This is a genomic window from Caballeronia sp. LZ024 (assembly GCF_031451455.1).
GTDB classification, from domain to species: Bacteria; Pseudomonadota; Gammaproteobacteria; order Burkholderiales; family Burkholderiaceae; genus Caballeronia; species Caballeronia telluris.
This window is the reverse complement of sequence record NZ_JARUXL010000001.1, coordinates 1,667,559-1,683,235: the sequence shown is the minus strand read 5'-3', so window position 1 is coordinate 1,683,235 and position 15,677 is coordinate 1,667,559. Positions and strand designations below refer to the sequence as shown.

Below are 15,677 nucleotides of genomic sequence, written 5' to 3'. Positions count from 1 at the left end.
TTCCTGCAGCGCCGAAGCCTGCTCTTCCGTGCGCGAAGACAGATCGATGTTGCCCGCCGCGATCTGCTTGGTCGCCGAGGCGATGGATTCGCTGCCCGAGCGCATCGTTTCGACGGTGCCGACGAGGCTCGCCTGCATCTTCGCGAGGCCGCGCAGCAACTGGCCCATTTCATCGTTCGAACTCACGTGGACCTTGCGGCGCAGGTCGCCCGCGGCGATGGCGTCGAACTGCGCGAGCGCCTCGTCGAGCGGACGGGCGATGGCGCGGCGCAGCGACACCCACGCGAAGGCGGCGGCCAGCAGTCCCGCGACGATCGCACCGATGCTCATCGTGCGGAACAGGCCGAAGCGCTGTTGCGATTCGTCGTAAGCCCGGCGCGAGCCTTCCGTGAGTTCCTTGCGCAGCGCGTCGTTGGCGTTCGACAGATCGTTGTAGCTCGCCTGCATTTCCTTGGCCGCGCTCACGATGCGGTCGTGATCGTTGGCGACGACGGCCGCGATGCCTGCGTCCACACGTTTTTGCAGTTCGAGTCGCCGGGCCTGCGCGGTGTCCGCGAGCGCCTTTTCGGACGGCGACTGCGGCATCGAGTTGTATTCCTTCCAGTAGTTGTCGGCGCGCTCGCGCATCATGCGCGCGCGGTCGATGGTCGCCGTCGCCTCCGGGGTGCCCGCGAGCAGCGCCGCGCGATCGAACACGAGGCGCTCGCGCGCAGCGTACAGCTCCGTGTTGCCGACCGCGATCGCGCTCGGCATCTGGTTGGAGAACGTATCGAGGAATGCGTCGTTGGAACGGCTCATGCCGATCAGGCCGAGCGCGCCGATCGCGATGAGCAGTGCGCCGAGAAACGCCATCGAAAGGCCGAGGCGCGCCTTGATCGTCAAACTCTTGGTCATGATTGTCCTTGATGCCCGGTGTCTTGAGGCCGGAAGCGATTGCGGTCAGTGGGATCGCCGACAGCCTTGCGCCGTCGCCGCAAGCGGGACGCCGTGCGCGCCGCTTATCTCGGGATTACGGCCTGTGCCGCGCTCACTTGAGGAAATTTTTCCGTAGGACGCCGGGCGGCGCGCGAACAAACGTTCGTTTTATGCGCTCGCTGAAGACGTTTATTCCGCGATTTCGCTGCGGTGCGGAATCGAGGGCTGGGCGCCCTCGCGTGTGACCGCCACCGCCGCCGCGCGCTGGCCGAACGCAATCGCCGCAGCTACCGCGCGGCCCCGCGCCAGTTCCGCAGCGAACCCGCCGATAAAGGTGTCGCCGGCCGCAGTGGTGTCGACGGCCTGCACCGTGGGCGCGCCGATGTGCTTGCCCGCGCCGTCGCCGAGAAGCGCGAACACGCCTTGCGATCCGAGCGTCACGATGACGTTGCGGGCCCCTTTTTGCCGCAGTGCGAGAGCGGCGCGACGGGCGTCGTCGGGCGTGGCGATCTCGATGCCGGAGAGCGTCGCGGCTTCCAGTTCGTTCGGGATCAGATAGTCGATGAGCGCGAACCAGTCGTCGGGCAGCGCGTTCGCGGCCGGAGCCGGATTGAGGATGGTCGTCTTCCCGAGGCGCCGGCCCGCGGCCAGCGTCGCGCGCACGGTGTCCGGCGGCGTTTCGAGCTGGCAGACGATCACGTCCGCCGTGGCGAGCAGCGCTTCGTTCCGGGCGATCGTCTGCGGCGTGACGTCGGCGTTGCTGCCCGCGACGATGACGATCGCGTTCTGGCTGCCGTCGTCGACGATGATCAGCGCGACGCCCGTCGGCGATGCGCTCGTGCCGAGCGCCGCGCAGTCGATCGACTCGGCTTCGAGACCCTGCCTGAGCGTCGCGCCGTTCGGATCGTCGCCGATGCAGCCGAGCATCGCGACCTGCGCGCCGAGCCGTGCCGCCGCCACCGCCTGGTTGCCGCCCTTGCCGCCCGGCACCTGCGCGAACGCGTGCCCGGCGAGCGTTTCGCCCGGCTTGGGCAAGCGCGGCGCCCGCGCGACGAGGTCCATGTTCAGGCTGCCGACCACGACCACGCGGCCGCGGCGGTCGTCGTTGGATGAGCTGGCAGGCGCGGTTTGAGCGGCCGTCATGGGCAAATTCGTCTCCGTTCTGGGTTCAGGCCGCGTCGTCAGGCGCTGCCCTTCTGTGCGGCGGCGCGCCTCGGCACGCGCGTTTCGGAGACCACCGCCGTCGATTCGCGCCACAGGAGGCGCGGCGGGACCACGCGCCGGCGCGTCGTGCCGGCGAGCTTGCCGGTGATACGGTCGATCAGCGTCAGCGCGGCCATTTCGCCCAGCGCGCGCACCGACTGACCGACCGTCGACAGCGCCGGATACGTGTAGCGGCTCAGTTCGACGTCGTCGAAACCGATGATCGAACAGTCGCCGGGCACGCTGATCTTGCGCTCCGCCGCCGCCCGCAAGGCGCCGATGCCCATCATGTCGTTGCACGCGAAGATCGCGCTCGGCTTCATCGAATCGAACAGTTGCGAGGCCGCCGCGTAACCGCCCGTCGCGGAAAAATCGCTTTCGACGATCGCGCCCGGCTCGATCTCGATGCCGCGCTCCGCCATCGCGCGGATGAAGCCATGCACGCGCATCGCGCTCACCGCCGTCGACACCGGCCCCGTGATGCAGCCGATTTCCGCGTGGCCGAGTTGCAGCAGATGTCGGGTTGCGAGGTAAGCGCCCTTTTCGTGGTCGATCTGCACGAGATCGGCCGAGATGCCCTCGATATTGCGGTCGACGATCACGAGCGGCTCGCGCGAACTCGCGAGCGACTGCGCGAGCACCGCGTCCTCGCCCGCCGAGGCGATCACGAGCCCGTCGATGCGTTTTTCCTGCAGCACGCGCAGGTAGTTGCGCTGCTTGGCGGGGTCGTCGTCGGAATTGCAGAAGAACACGCAGTAGCCGTTCTTCGCGCAGCCGTCCTCGACACCGCGCGCCAACTCCGCGAAATACGGATTGGTGGCGTTGGGCACGAGCAAGCCGATCGTCGCCGTCGAGCGCGCCTTCAGCGAGCGCGCGACCGCCGACGGCACGTAGTCCAGTTCGCGGATCGCGCGCTCGACTTTCGCCCGTACATCGGCCGAAACCGGCCTCGAATTGTTCACTACGTGGGATACCGTCGTAAACGACACCCCTGCAATGGCCGCCACGTCTTTGATCGTCGCCATACTTGGTCCTTCTCCGGCTTGGGTCCTGCTTCCTGCTTTTTTTGATGGAGGGCTACCGGCACGCGCAACCCTTACGCGCGCTTGCTTTCATCGATCCGCCTCGACGGTCGATGTTCCCCGTCCGGTCACCCGCTCTGTCGTGTTGCTTCCTGCTTCCTTGCCGTGCCGACTCGTGTCCGGCTCGTGTCCGATTCTGTTCCGCGCTGTGTTCACGCACGCCTTTTCCTGCTGCGATACGTGTCGAGCACGACCGCCACCACGATCACGGCACCCGTGATGATGCGCTTGGTAGGCTCGTTCGCGCCGATCTGCGCGAGTCCCGCCGCCAGCACCGAAATGATCAACACGCCAAAAAAAGTGCTGATCACGGAGCCGCGGCCGCCCATCAGGCTCGTCCCGCCGATCACGACCGCCGCGATCACCTGTAGTTCGAGCCCCGCGCCCGCGTTCGGATCGGCGGCTTCGAGCCGGGAAATCTGAAACAGGGCCGCGAGGCCGGACAGCGCGCCCATCAGCGCGAACACGATCACCTTGTAGGGCCGCGGATTGACGCCCGCGAGCCGCACGGCTTCCTCGTTGGTGCCGATTCCGACCAGATAACGCCCGAACACCGTCCGGGTGAGTATGAGGTGCGCCACTATCATTACGGCAACTGCGATCAAAAATGCAGGGGAAATTCCAAAAGCAATTGGATTCGACAGAAAATCGAACGCGTCGCCGATGTAGGCCGTGCGCGAATTCGTCATCTGGTACGCGAGTCCGCGCGCCGCTTCGAGCACGCCGAGCGACACGATGAACGACGGAATCCGCCACGCGACCGTCACCATGCCGGTCACCGTGCCGGTCAGCGCGGCGGCCGCGAGCCCGAGCAGCGCGGCGGGAAACGCCGGCCAGTGCCACTGCAGCGCGGCCACGCTCACCACCGACGCGCCCAGCGCCAGCACCGATCCGACCGACAGGTCGATCCCCGCGATGATCAGCACGAAGGTCATGCCGACCGACATTACGACGAGATCCGGAATCTGGTTCGCGATCGTGCTGAACGTGTCGTAGGTGAGAAAGTGCGAACTCAGCGTCGAGAACAGCGCGATCATCGCGATCAGCGCGCCCGCGAGGCCGAGATAGTTCGAAAACCCCAGTCGCGTGCCGACCGCCTTCGCCGCCTTCGGCGGCTCGGCCGGCACATCGGTTTCGCTCGGCTGGCTCGTCATTCAATGCTCCAACGTGTTGTTGTCCGCCGCGCTCGCGCCCGGCATGTCGGGCGCCTTCGCATCGGGTGCGAGCGGCTCGTGCATGATCGCCTCGCGATTCGCGTAACCCGCGAACGCGGCGGCGAGCAGCGCATCCTGCGACCAGGTCTCGCGGCTGAACACGCCCGTCATGCGTCCGGCGGACATCACGCCGATCCGGTCGCAGATCAGCATCAGTTCGCGCAGATCGCTCGACACCACGACGAGCGCGCGCCCCTGCCGCCCGAGCGCGCCCATCAGCGCGTAGATGTCGAACTTCGCGCCGACGTCGATGCCGCGCGTCGGTTCGTCGAAGAGCAGCACCGTGCAGTCGCGCGCGAGCCAGCGGCCGATCACCACCTTTTGCTGGTTGCCGCCCGACAGTTCCGACACCGCCTGCGCCGGGCCCGAGCTGCGGATGCGCATCGCGTCGATCTGCGTCTGCGCGAGCGCGGCTTCCTTTTTCGCGTCGACGATGCCGTGTCGCGCCACCTCGCCGATGTTGCCAAGCGAAATGTTCGCGGCGATCGGCAGCGGCAGCAGGAGGCCTTCGCCCTTGCGGTCCTCGGTGATGAGCGCGATGCCGTGCTTCACGGCGTCCGCCGGCGAGGCGATCCGCGCGGCTTTGAGCGGCCCTTTGTGCGCCACTTTCACGACGCCCGCATCGGCTTCGTCCGCGCCGTAGATGAGGCGCATCAGTTCCGTGCGCCCCGCGCCAATCAGCCCGCTCACCCCGAAAATCTCGCCTGCGCGAACCTCGAACGACACATCGCGCACGACGTTTCCGCGCGTCATGCCTTCCACCTTCAACGCCACCTCGCCGATCCGCCGTTCGCCGAGATCGATCCGCTCGCCGATGTCGCGCCCGACCATCAGCGTGACGATCCGCTCGCTCGACAGTTCGTGCATGGCGCCGACGTGAACCAGACGTCCGTCGCGCAGCACGGCCGCGCGCTCGGCGATGCGCTTCAGTTCGTCCAGCCGGTGCGAGATAAAGACGAGCGCCACGCCGCGCGCCTTCAGGCGTTCGACCTGCTCGAACAGCAGATCGACTTCGCGCGCGGTCAGCATCGCGGTGGGTTCGTCGAGAATCAGCACGCGGCAATCGCCGATCAGGTTGCGGGCTATCTCCACCATCTGCTGATGGCCGATGCCGAGCGCGGCGACCGGCGTGTCGGGATCGATCGCATCGAGCCCGACCTGCGCCATCGCGTGGCGCGCGTTCTCGGCAAGCGTGCGGCGGTCGATCCAGCCGAGCCGGCCGCCCTTCGTCGGCAGCCGGTTCAAAAAGAGGTTCTCCGCGACCGACAGCGTCGGCAGCAGATTCAGTTCCTGCATCACCATGCGCACGCCGAGCGCCTCGGCGGCGCTGCGGCTCGCGGGCGCGTAAGGCGTCCCGGCAAGCGTCATCGTGCCGGTCGTCGGCGTGACGAGCCCGCCGACGATCTTCGACAGCGTGCTCTTGCCCGCGCCGTTCTCGCCCGTCAGCGCGAGCACTTCGCCGGCGTGCAGCTCGAGCGAGACGTCCGACAGGACCGGCTCGACATAGCTCTTGCCGATCCCGGCGACGCTGAGCACGGCAGGCGCTCCCGGTCCGTCGATGGCGGTTGCAGGTTGGGCTTGGTTGGGCATCCTGTTCCTAGTGGAAAAAGCGACGCTCGCTTCTTCCGGGGCGCGCGAATCGCGGGCGCCGCGTTCGCTTCTCCAGTGCGGCCGGCCCACGGCGCGCGGCATGCCGGGATTCACGCTCTTCACCGGTTTATCGGCGCCGTCCGGGAAAACTTTAGGCTTTCCAGCACGAACGGCGCACGCGTGGCCGCAGCGTTACTTCGTGACCAGTTCGACCGGCGTTTCCACCACGCCCGACAACTCCGACTGCTTCTTGTGGCCCGCGATCGCCTTCAGCGCGACGTCGATGCCGAACACGGCCTGTTTCGCCGCGTACTGGTCGGCGGTGGCGAGCACGCGGCCGTCCTTCAACATCGGCTTGATCGCGTTGATGTTGTCGTAGCCGACCACCTGCACCTTGCCGGCCTTGCCCGCCGCGCGGATCGCCGAGACCGCGCCGAGCGCCATGTTGTCGTTGCCGCAGAGCAGCGCCTTCACGGTCGGATTGGCGTTGAGGATCTGGCCGGCGACCGCATTGGCCTTGTCGATTTCCCAGTCGCCCGACTGGAGCGCGACGACCTTCATGCCGCCCGCTTCCATTGCATCCTTGAAGCCGGCGGTGCGCTGCTGCGCGTTGGTCGTCGTCGAAACGCCTTCGATGATCGCGACGTCGTCGCCGGATTTCAGGCGCTTCGCGAGGTAGTCGCCGACCTTCTTCGCGCCCTTGCGGTTGTCCGGGCCGACAAACGGCACGTTCAGGTCCTTCGACTTGAGCACGTCCGGATCGAGCCGGTTGTCGATATTGACGACGATGATGCCCGCATCGACCGCCTTCTTGATGACCGGCACGAGCGCTTTCGAATCGGCCGGCGCGATGATGAGCGCGTCGACCTTCGAGACGATCATCTGCTCGACGATGCGGATCTGGTTCGCGGTATCGGTTTCGTCCTTGATGCCGTTCGTGATCAGGTCGAACTGGCTGGCGTTGTGCTTCTGGTAGTCCTTCGCGCCGGTTTCCATCGTGAGGAAGAACTCGTTGGCGAGCGACTTCATCACGAGCGCGACTTTCGGCTTCGCCGGCGTTTGCGCCTGGGCGACGGAAAACGGCAGCGGCAGGACGGTACAGACGGCCAGCGCGACGGCGGCCGAAAGGACGCGCCGGCGAATGTTTCGGTTCATGCGTATCTCCAGTTATATCGTTGTGCGTTGTCTGGTTCGTGCAGCTTCGAAAGGCAGTTGCGGCAGGCAGCGATCGGAACGCCATGCGGCCGCCGCTTGCATGTGACGCATGACGCGTGCGCACGGTTCCCGCTGCCGCCCGCCGTCGATTCTCGGTTGCGGCGCGCCTCCGGTCAACCGGGCATCGCCCGTGGTCGCGGCCGACCTGAACGCGCGCTTACAGTTCGTCGACCGACTGGCCTTCCACCTTGTTGTCGATGATGTCGCGCGCGTAGTCGATGCCGGCGCGCGTCGCGTCGATCGGGCTTTCGAACGGCTCCTGGTCCGGCACGCCGAACATTTCCGCGCGGCCGCTCTCGCCGCTGGAACTGCGCGAAATGGTCACGACGATGTCGAAATGCCGCGGGCCGTCGTCGGGTTCGTCGCGTTCCTTCGCGCGCCGCAATGCCTGCACCTTGATTTCGAAGCCTTTGTAGTGATCGGACAGTGGGGTAGACATGAGCGACTCCTTCGATCGGTTTTCGTGTGGCTGTTGTGGTCGTGCAACGTGAGGCGCGCGATGGTCTGCGAGCGATGTTCCGGACGGGATCGACGCTACTTCAAGCGACTGTAAGGCGAATCCGCTGGATGCACAGGCGCGCGCTCGTGCAGCTTACAGCCGGTGAAGCGTTCCTGCGAACCGCGTCGAGGACAACTGGCCGGCTGCCGCGTCCCGATTTCCCCTGACGTCGCACAATCGCGATATTCGGTTTGCCATAATGCGCTGGCGAACGCCAGTCTGCAGGCGGCGCTTCGATGTTTTTCTCGCCTCGCCGTCCTCCAAGAAGCCATCAAGTCGAAAACCAACTCAAGGGAGCGTCACATGAACATCCGATCCAACCGATTCATCCAGTCGAGCGTCGCCGTGGCCGTGCTCGGCATGGCGCTCGCCGCGCCCGGCGCGTTCGCCGCGAACAGCCAGCAGTCGAAGATGACCGAGTGCAACAAGCAGGCAACCGACAAGAAGGGCGACGAGCGCAAGGCGTTCATGAAGAGCTGTCTCTCGGCAGATGCGCCCGCCGCGGCGTCGACACCGATGACGCAGCAGGAGAAGATGACCGCGTGCAACAAGTCGGCGACCGGCAAGAAGGGCGACGAACGCAAGGCGTACATGAAGGATTGTCTGAGCACGAAGGGCTGAACGCGCACTCGCGCCAGATAAGCCATCGCGCCGGGCCGCAACGGCCCGGCTCCCCTTCCCGCCGATACTCGTCACGAGATCCGCGCGGCATTTCGCCCCGCTCATATTGCAGCGCACCTATAAAGGTGATACGCGAGCCCGCCTTTTTCTCATAAGATGCGCGAAGGCGGCCCCCACATTCGAACGAGAAACGCGCCATCGGCCGCCGCGGCTTTTCCGGCTTGCAGCATTGCATCGGACGGAGACAGTGGATGGCCTGGAAACACAAGAACCGCTGGTTCCGGCGGTGGCTGCTGGTGATCGTCTTCTGGGCGGTCCCGGTGATGATCGTCGCGGTCAGCGAGATCCGCGAAGAGATGGCCTATAACAAGGTCGATCTCGAACGCGCGCTGTCGACGTGGCAATTCACCGATGTCCAGCGCACTCAAGGCGCGCCCGCGCGCTGTCATGGCATGCCCGACGAAGCCCGCACCGCCGGCTGTCCGGCCGACGTGCTCGCCGCCAACGCGGCGAAGCATCAGGACGCCATCGACGAATACGAGCATCGCAAGAGCATCCTCGCCGGATATCTATGGCATGCGTTCGTCGGCTACTGGGTCGTGCCGGCGGCGTTCCTGTTCGGGTTGGGCGTCGTGATCGGCGCGATCCGGCGGGTACTGCGCCGCCCTTCGCAGCAGCCGCACGCGGGCCGCCCGGAAGTCGAATCGACGACGCAACACTAAAAGGCGTTCCCGCCCTGGCACGCTCGTTGCTGTGCACTCCCGCTGTGAACAGAATGCGGCATTCGCGCAACATGGCAGGGCGATTTCCGTGATCCTTCGGATCGATCCTCATACCAATGGCGCGGGTAGTTTTGACCGCTTTGCCGACGCCCCTCGGCGACGAGGATCGTAGAAACGGTTTCGGGCGGCGCGCAAAACTCAGTGCAAACGCCCGTTTAAAACCGCGCAAAAGCGTTGTAAAACGGAGTAAGCTCGGGAGTCAAAATTACCGCCCGACTCTGTGAAGGATCAGCCGACCCAAGCGGGACAAGGCTTGGCGCGATTCTCACGAAACGTTGTGCGCAGGTTGCTGTGCTATAACTTCGCATGCTGCACCCTCCCGCTTATATGGGGTTTCCCAAGACCACGATGGAGAAAAATGATGCAAAGACGAAACTTCATGCTCAAGTCGACTGCTGCGCTTGCTCTGGGAGGCCTCGCGCTTGCCGGCTGCACGACGACCTCGAACAAGGGCGAGCAAAAGACAGCCGGTGATTCGGACGAACGGCGCTCCATCGACGCCGACGTCGATGCGACCATGCAGCGTCTGTATGCGACCGTGCGCGGTTCGCGCGAGCTCGTCGCGAAGTCGCGCGGCGTGCTGGTGTTCCCGTCGGTCATTCAGGCGGGCTTCGTGATCGGCGCGCAATACGGCAAGGGCGCGCTGCGTGTCGGCGGCGGCACGGTCGGCTACTACAGCACGACCTCGGCATCGGTCGGTCTGCAAGCCGGCGCGCAATCGAAGTCGCTGATTTTCCTTTTCATGACGCAGGACGCGCTCGACAAGTTCCGCAACTCCGACGGCTGGGCTGCCGGCGTCGACGCATCGGTCGCGCTCGTGAAGATGGGCGCGAACGGCACGGTCGACACGACCACGGCCACCGCACCGGTCGAAGCGTTCATCCTGACGAATGCCGGCCTGATGGCCGACGTTTCGCTCGCCGGCACGAAGGTCTCGAAGCTGAAGATCTGACGCACCGCGTGCCGGCTTCGGCCGGCATAGGGCGCGCGGCAAAGCAAAACCGCCGCGCGGTACGACTTCCGGGTCGTGCCGCGCGGCGGTTTTGTCTTTTACCGGGACGCTCGCCTGAAGCTCAGGTCGTCGCGCGGTCGATCAGCTTGAAACGCGCGCGCTTTTGCGCCCGCACGACAGCCTGGTAGGCGTCGACATACTGCTGCGCCATCCGGTGCGACGTGAAGCGCTCCTCGAAGCGCTGCCGCACGCGTGCGCGCGAGAGCGTATGCAGACGGTTCACGGCCGCCACCGCGCCGATCTCGTCCTCGACGATGAAGCCCGAAATGCCCTCGTCGATCACTTCGGGCACGGCGCCGCGATTGAACGCGATCACCGGCGTGCCGCACGCCATCGACTCGATCATCACGAGGCCGAAGGGCTCCGGCCAGTCGATCGGAAAGAGCAGCGCATGCGCGCCCGAGAGAAAGTCGGCCTTCTGACTGTCGTTGATCTCGCCGACGAATTCCACGTAAGGCAGTTCGAGCAGCGGCGCAATTTCGCGCTCGAAGTACTCGTGATCGGCGGAATCGACCTTGGCCGCGATCTTGATCTGCATCCCGCAGCGGCCCGCGATGCGGATCGCGGTGTCCACGCGCTTTTCCGGCGAGATGCGTCCGAGAAACGCGAGGTACTTCTGTTCGACGGGCTGCGGTTCGTAGAGCTTCTCCGGCAGGCCGTGATAGACGGTCGTCAGCCACTTCGCCTGCGGCAGCGGATGACGCTGCGAATCCGAGATCGAGATCACCGGCGCCGTGTTGAACGTATCGAAGACGGGTTGCTGCTCCGGCAGGTCGAGCCGGCCATGCAGCGTCGTGACGAACGGCGTGTCCTGCCGCTTGAAGAGCGAAAACGAGTAATAGTCCATGTGGAAATGGAGCACGTCGAATTCGTCGGCGCGGCGGCGGACCATCTCCATCAGCAGCATGTGCGGGGCGATCCGGTCGCGGATGGCCGGGTCGAGGCGCAGCGCGCGCGGCCAGACGGCTTCAAGGGTCGCTTTCGTCTGCGAATCGCCGGTTGCAAACAGCGTCACGTCGTGGCCGAGTTCGACGAGCGCCTCGGTGATATAGGACACGACGCGCTCGGTGCCGCCATACAGCTTCGGCGGAACCGACTCGGTCAGAGGGGCAATCTGGGCAATTCTCATCGATTCGTCTCCACGGGTCTTCACTTCTCGTGATGTCGGGCGCTCGTTCGCGTGTGCGATGTGTCTTCATGAACGCGCGCCGTCGCACCGGCTCGGCGCGCGGCCGTCCGGGCGCACGAGTATGACAGTCGCGCGACGCGGCGGACAACGAGGTTTGCCCTAACTGGCGCTGCGCGCCACCATCGCGCGCAGAATCATTATCGACGCGAGTCGGCCGGAAACAGCCGACTCTTTCATTTACATTGCCCTGTTACATTCAGGAAACACTCGCAGGGAAAGACCGGAAGCGCGCTATTTGTTCGGTACGCCCCGCAAATCGGCCAGGAAATTGTCGCGCCACACACCCAGATCGTTTTCGCGCAACGCGATCATGTTGGTCTTGTAGCGCTCCTGGCGCTCGGCGAGCGGCATCGAGAGCGCGCGCCCAATCGCATCGCTCATGCCGACGATGTCGTGCGGATTGACCATCAGCGCACCCGTCATTTCGTCGGCGGCGCCGGCGAACTGCGACAGCACCAGCACGCCCGGATCGTCGGGATTCTGCGCGGCGACGTATTCCTTCGCGACGAGATTCATGCCGTCGCGCAACGGCGTGACAAGCCCGATCTGCGATTCCCGGAACAGTGACATCAGTTTCCAGCGATCGTATCGCTGGTTGAGGTAGCGGATCGGCGTGTAGTCGAGGCCTGAATAGCGGCCGTTGATGCGCCCCGCTTCGTATTCGAGGTTCTGGCGGATCTGCTGATAGGTGTCGACGTCCGAACGCGTCGGCGGCGCGATCTGCACGAGCGTCACGTTGCCGCGCCACTCCGGCGACTTCTCAAGGAACTGCTCGAACGCGCGAAACCGTTCGACGAGACCCTTCGAATAATCGAGCCGGTCGACGCTCATGATGAGCTTGCGGCCTTCGAGGCTCTGCTTCAGGTCCATCACATCTTGCCGCGCCTCGCCGCGACGCGCCTGCTCGGCGATTTCGTCCGGAAACACGCCGATCCGGTAGACGCCTGTCTTGAGCTTGCGACCGAACGCCTTGACCTGCCCGTCGGGCGTGGCCGTGCCGTGCGCGTGGCGCACGATGTAGTCGTGAAACGCGACGCGGTCGCCTTCCGTCTGAAATCCGACGACGTCATAGCAGCACAGCGACTTCACGAGTTCCGCATGCGGCGGGATGTTCAGCAGAATCTGCGGCGACGGAAACGGAATGTGCAGGAAAAATCCCATTCGATTCGTCACGCCTTCGGAACGCAGCGCTTCTCCGAACGGAATCAGATGATAGTCGTGGACCCAGACGATGTCGTCGGGTTGCAAGAGCTTGATCGCCTTGTGCGCGAGCCACGAATTCACCCGCCGATAGCCCGCGTATTCCTCGCGGTCGTACACCGCCAGGTCGTTGCGATAGTGGAAGACCGGCCAGAGCGTCGCATTGGAAAAGCCGCGGTAATACTGGTCGTAGTCCTTCTTCGGCAGGCCGACCGTTGCGAAGGTCACGGCGCCGTCCTGAACGAGCGTCGGTCCGGAGTTCGCCACGCTCTCGCTCACCACGTCGCCGCTCCAGCCGAACCAGACGCCCCCGCTGTCCTTCAGCGCGCCGAACACGCCGACGGCAAGCCCGCCCGCCGAACCCTTGGTTTCGGTGGGCGAGGCAACGCGATTGGATACGACAACCAGGCGACTCATGCATTTCTCCTTGCTTCGAGCTTGGATGGGTTCGCGTTCGACGATGCGCACCGGCGTCGGGCGGGCGATACGTCGAACCGCGTCTGATTTTACGACTCGCGCCAAGGCGCGGGGTTTCCGGCGCTATCGTCCGGATGGCTAGCGCCGCGTGCCCGTTTCGGCCGACGACTGCGGCGTGGTCGAAGCCATCGCATGCGCCGCCCGGTCGGGCCCTGAGCGCTCGCCGCGGCTCGCGACCGGATCGGCGGCCGTATTGGCCGTGCTCGCCGCTTTCGGCGCGGGTCCCGTGCGTTCGAGCGGCGGCGCGAATTCGGTGTGCGCGAGATGCTCCTTGTCCGACGACAAATCGGCCCGCGTGCGCGGCAGGAACTGCGGATACGCCGCCTGCACGAAGTTGAGGAGCCCCTCGCGCACGCGGCAGCGCAGATCCCAGTTCAGACCCGAGTCGAACGAACTGACGAGCACGCGCAATTGCATCGAGCGCTCGGTGGCGTCGGTGACTTGCAGCACCTGCACGCGACCGTCCCACTCCGGCGCGTGCTCCAGAATGCGCTCCAATTCCTCGCGCAGCGGCAGGATCGGCATGCGGTAATCGACGTAGAAGAACACCGTTCCGATGATTTGCGAGCTGTTGCGCGTCCAGTTCGTGAACGGATTCTCGATAAACCATTGCAGCGGCACGATCAGACGGCGCTGGTCCCAGATGCGGATCGACACGTAAGTGCCGGTGATTTCCTCGACGCGCCCCCATTCGCCCTGAATCACGACGACATCATCGAGCCGGATCGGCTGCGAAAGCGCGATCTGCAAGCCCGCGATCAGGTTGCCGAGCACTGGCCGCGCGGCGATACCGGCGACCAGCCCCGCGACGCCCGCCGACGCGAGCAGGCTCGCGCCGATCTGACGCACGCTCGGGAAGGTCATCAGCGCGCCGCCGAACCCGATGATCACGATCACGACCATCACCGAACGCGCGAGCACGCGTGCCTGCGTGTGGATGCGGCGCGCGTGGAGGTTGTTCTCGGTGTCGAGCGGATGCGCCTGCACGATCGCCTCGCCGACCGCGCTCGCGGAGCGCGCCGCGAGAAACGTCAGCGCGACGATCAGCGCGACAGTCGCGAGATCGCGCAGCACGGCGGCGAAGGGCAACGTGTCGGGCGCCTCGAACAGCACGAAACCGAGCGCGAGGATGATCAGCAGGACGAGCGCGGGCGTGTCGATATAGCGCAGCACGACGCTCATCAGCGGATAGGGCCGCGCGATGCGCACGAGGATGCGCGCACCCACGCGATGCACGCCGATCGCGAACGCCACGCCGAGGGCCGCGACGCCGAGCGCGCCGGGCCACGTGTGCAACGGCGCTTCGGCAATGCGTATGAAATCGTCGAAGGAGATCATGAGCGTCGTAGAATCAGCCTCGCATGGAAGGTGTGACGACGGTCGGAATACGACGCAGGCCTCGTGGCAAAGGTGCAAGCCCGGGCTAAAGCAAAAGCGGCCGGTCACGCGGACCGGCCGCATCAGCACACGCTGTTCAGCGCTCCGCCTTGCACGGAAATGCCTTGCCGAGGCCGAGCGACACCATCGTGGTGGCGTTGAATCCCGCCTTGTCGGGGTTGTCGGCGATGTACTTGCGCACCGCGTCGGTGAGTTGTTGCGGCTTCACGTCGGCGGGCAGACAAAAGTATTGTCCGACTTGCGGGCCGGAGGTTCCCCCGATCGCTTCGATCGTGTTGTAAATGCCGTCCGCGGCGCCTTCGATATAGGACGCGCACGCGCTGCGCGACACCGGATCGGTTTTGGTGCAAAGCTTGTTGAGATCGTTGCCGGTGAACGCGGCCGCGCAAAGCGGCATTGCAAGGACACCGGCCATCACGAAAAACCGCAGCATGATGTTCCTTTTCTAGTTGAGCGGTTGCATTCGGGTGGGTCAGTCAGGGTTGTGGCCGTTCGGTTCGTCGCGCGTGACTTTCGAACCCCGGCGGCCGCATTATTTTGCACTGTTTGCGCCGCTTTGCGGAGCGCTCGCGCCTTGCTGCATCGACTGCAGACGGGCCGCCAGCCCTTCCGCGACGTCCTTCTCGTTGTATTTCTGCGCGAAATCGACCGCGGTCATGCCGATCTGGTTCTTCACGCGCAGGTCGGCGCCCTCGTCGAGCAGCAGTTTCACCGTCGACAGATGTCCGCCGCGCGCCGCCATCATCAGCGGCGTCGTGCCGTTGGGCGAACCGGCGTCGATATAAGCCGAATGGTCGAGCAGGATTTTCACGATGTCGTCGTGGCCGTTGGTTGCCGCGTAATGCAGCGGCGTCCAGCCCTTCTTGTTCACCTCGGCGTCCTTCGCGATCAGGAGGTTCACGAACGTCGCGTCGCCGTTGAGCGCCGCGAGCATCATCGCGTTTTCGCCCGCCGGGTCCTGTTTTTCGAGGTCGGTTTTCGGGTTCCCGGCGAGAACCTGGCCGACCTTGTCCGATTTCTCGCGCGCCGCGATCACGAGGAGCGGCGTGCCGGTGTTGTCGACGAGATTGGGGTCCATGCCCTGCGCGAGCTGCTTTTTCACCTCCGATACGTCGTCGAACTTGATGGCCTTGATCATCGTATCGGCCGGTGCGGCGAACGCGGGTTGAGCGAGCGCGCAGGCCGCCAGCACGACGCCCGCGAGCACCGCGCGCGCGTGACCGAACCTGGAAGCCGGAGAAGAAACGTGGTGCATCGAGTCGTTGTTCATGTGAGCCTTG

The 15,677-nt window shown here is 65.2% G+C and carries 15 protein-coding genes; 3 read left to right on the top strand and 12 right to left on the bottom strand.

Annotated features, from left to right (window positions below; genetic code table 11):
• The 7 genes from QCE48_RS07715 to QCE48_RS07685 all read right to left on the bottom strand — a co-directional run.
• On the bottom strand, positions 1-894 hold an 894-nt coding region (locus QCE48_RS07715; protein ID WP_309794106.1), incomplete at its 3' end, for a Tar ligand binding domain-containing protein.
• A gap of 210 nt (positions 895-1,104) precedes the next feature.
• Positions 1,105-2,058: a ribokinase gene (gene rbsK, locus QCE48_RS07710; RefSeq protein WP_309785379.1), complete on the bottom strand. Its 954-nt coding sequence runs from the start codon at positions 2,056-2,058 to the stop codon at positions 1,105-1,107.
• A 38-nt stretch (positions 2,059-2,096) separates the two neighbouring features.
• Positions 2,097-3,143 (bottom strand): LacI family DNA-binding transcriptional regulator, encoded by a 1,047-nt coding sequence (locus QCE48_RS07705; RefSeq protein ID WP_309785380.1) that lies wholly within the window; start codon positions 3,141-3,143, stop codon positions 2,097-2,099.
• A 209-nt stretch (positions 3,144-3,352) separates the two neighbouring features.
• Positions 3,353-4,354 (bottom strand): ABC transporter permease, encoded by a 1,002-nt coding sequence (locus tag QCE48_RS07700; protein ID WP_309785381.1) that lies wholly within the window; start codon positions 4,352-4,354, stop codon positions 3,353-3,355.
• Positions 4,355-6,004 carry a sugar ABC transporter ATP-binding protein gene (locus QCE48_RS07695; protein ID WP_309785382.1) on the bottom strand — a complete coding sequence of 550 codons (1,650 nt, stop codon included), beginning with the start codon at positions 6,002-6,004 and terminating at the stop codon, positions 4,355-4,357.
• A gap of 192 nt (positions 6,005-6,196) precedes the next feature.
• Positions 6,197-7,159, bottom strand: coding sequence for a substrate-binding domain-containing protein (locus QCE48_RS07690; RefSeq protein ID WP_309785383.1), 963 nt, complete (start codon positions 7,157-7,159; stop codon positions 6,197-6,199).
• A 217-nt stretch (positions 7,160-7,376) separates the two neighbouring features.
• Positions 7,377-7,658, bottom strand: coding sequence for a hypothetical protein (locus tag QCE48_RS07685; protein ID WP_062633971.1), 282 nt, complete (start codon positions 7,656-7,658; stop codon positions 7,377-7,379).
• A gap of 363 nt (positions 7,659-8,021) precedes the next feature.
• On the opposite strand from QCE48_RS07685, the gene QCE48_RS07680 reads away from it, so the two are divergent.
• The 3 genes from QCE48_RS07680 (at position 8,022) to QCE48_RS07670 (ending at position 10,073) form a co-directional block, all read left to right on the top strand.
• Entirely contained in the window at positions 8,022-8,339 is a 318-nt protein-coding gene (locus QCE48_RS07680; RefSeq protein ID WP_309785385.1) for a PsiF family protein, read from the top strand.
• A 251-nt stretch (positions 8,340-8,590) separates the two neighbouring features.
• The gene (locus QCE48_RS07675; RefSeq protein WP_309785386.1) at positions 8,591-9,061 is read left to right on the top strand and encodes a hypothetical protein; all 471 of its coding nucleotides are present in this window, start codon (positions 8,591-8,593) and stop codon (positions 9,059-9,061) included.
• Between the two features lie 421 nt (positions 9,062-9,482).
• Positions 9,483-10,073 carry a YSC84-related protein gene (locus QCE48_RS07670; RefSeq protein WP_309785387.1) on the top strand — a complete coding sequence of 197 codons (591 nt, stop codon included), beginning with the start codon at positions 9,483-9,485 and terminating at the stop codon, positions 10,071-10,073.
• Between the two features lie 121 nt (positions 10,074-10,194).
• Here the strand turns inward: QCE48_RS07670 and QCE48_RS07665 are convergent, their stop codons facing one another.
• From QCE48_RS07665 to QCE48_RS07645, 5 genes are all read right to left on the bottom strand, one after another.
• On the bottom strand, positions 10,195-11,262 hold the full coding sequence (locus tag QCE48_RS07665) for a glycosyltransferase family 4 protein (protein WP_309785388.1): 1,068 nt from the start codon (positions 11,260-11,262) through the stop codon (positions 10,195-10,197).
• Positions 11,263-11,553: 291 nt separating this feature from the next.
• Positions 11,554-12,939, bottom strand: a complete 1,386-nt coding sequence (gene otsA, locus QCE48_RS07660; RefSeq protein ID WP_309785389.1) for an alpha,alpha-trehalose-phosphate synthase (UDP-forming) — start codon at positions 12,937-12,939, stop codon at positions 11,554-11,556.
• Between the two features lie 138 nt (positions 12,940-13,077).
• Complete coding sequence (locus QCE48_RS07655) at positions 13,078-14,337, bottom strand: mechanosensitive ion channel domain-containing protein (RefSeq protein WP_309785390.1); 1,260 nt, start codon at positions 14,335-14,337, stop codon at positions 13,078-13,080.
• A gap of 136 nt (positions 14,338-14,473) precedes the next feature.
• Positions 14,474-14,830 carry a Rap1a/Tai family immunity protein gene (locus QCE48_RS07650; RefSeq protein ID WP_309785391.1) on the bottom strand — a complete coding sequence of 119 codons (357 nt, stop codon included), beginning with the start codon at positions 14,828-14,830 and terminating at the stop codon, positions 14,474-14,476.
• Positions 14,831-14,929: 99 nt separating this feature from the next.
• Entirely contained in the window at positions 14,930-15,667 is a 738-nt protein-coding gene (locus QCE48_RS07645) for an ankyrin repeat domain-containing protein (protein WP_309785392.1), read from the bottom strand.
• Positions 15,668-15,677 lie beyond the last annotated feature (10 nt).